1 rRNA gene is annotated in these 255 nt (G+C 47.1%); it reads left to right on the forward strand.

The annotated features are described in order from the left end of the window. Positions 1–107, forward strand: a 16S ribosomal RNA gene (locus tag E0D98_RS26670); the annotation flags it as partial. Positions 108–255 lie beyond the last annotated feature (148 nt).

Raw genomic sequence — 255 nt, forward strand, 5'->3', positions numbered from 1 at the left:
TAGGTAGCTTAACCTTCGGGAGGGCGCTTACCACTTTGTGATTCATGACTGGGGTGAAGTCGTAACAAGGTAACCGTAGGGGAACCTGCGGTTGGATCACCTCCTTACCTTAAAGAAGCGTTCTTTGCAGTGCTCACACAGATTGTCTGATGAAAAGTAAATAGCAAGGCGTTTACGCGTTGGGAGTGAGGCTGAAGAGAATAAGGCCGTTCGCTTTCTATTAATGAAAGCTCACCCTACACGAAAATATCACGC

This window comes from Escherichia sp. KCJ4928, from assembly GCF_004352695.1.
Classification (GTDB): Bacteria; Pseudomonadota; Gammaproteobacteria; order Enterobacterales; family Enterobacteriaceae; genus ECMA0423.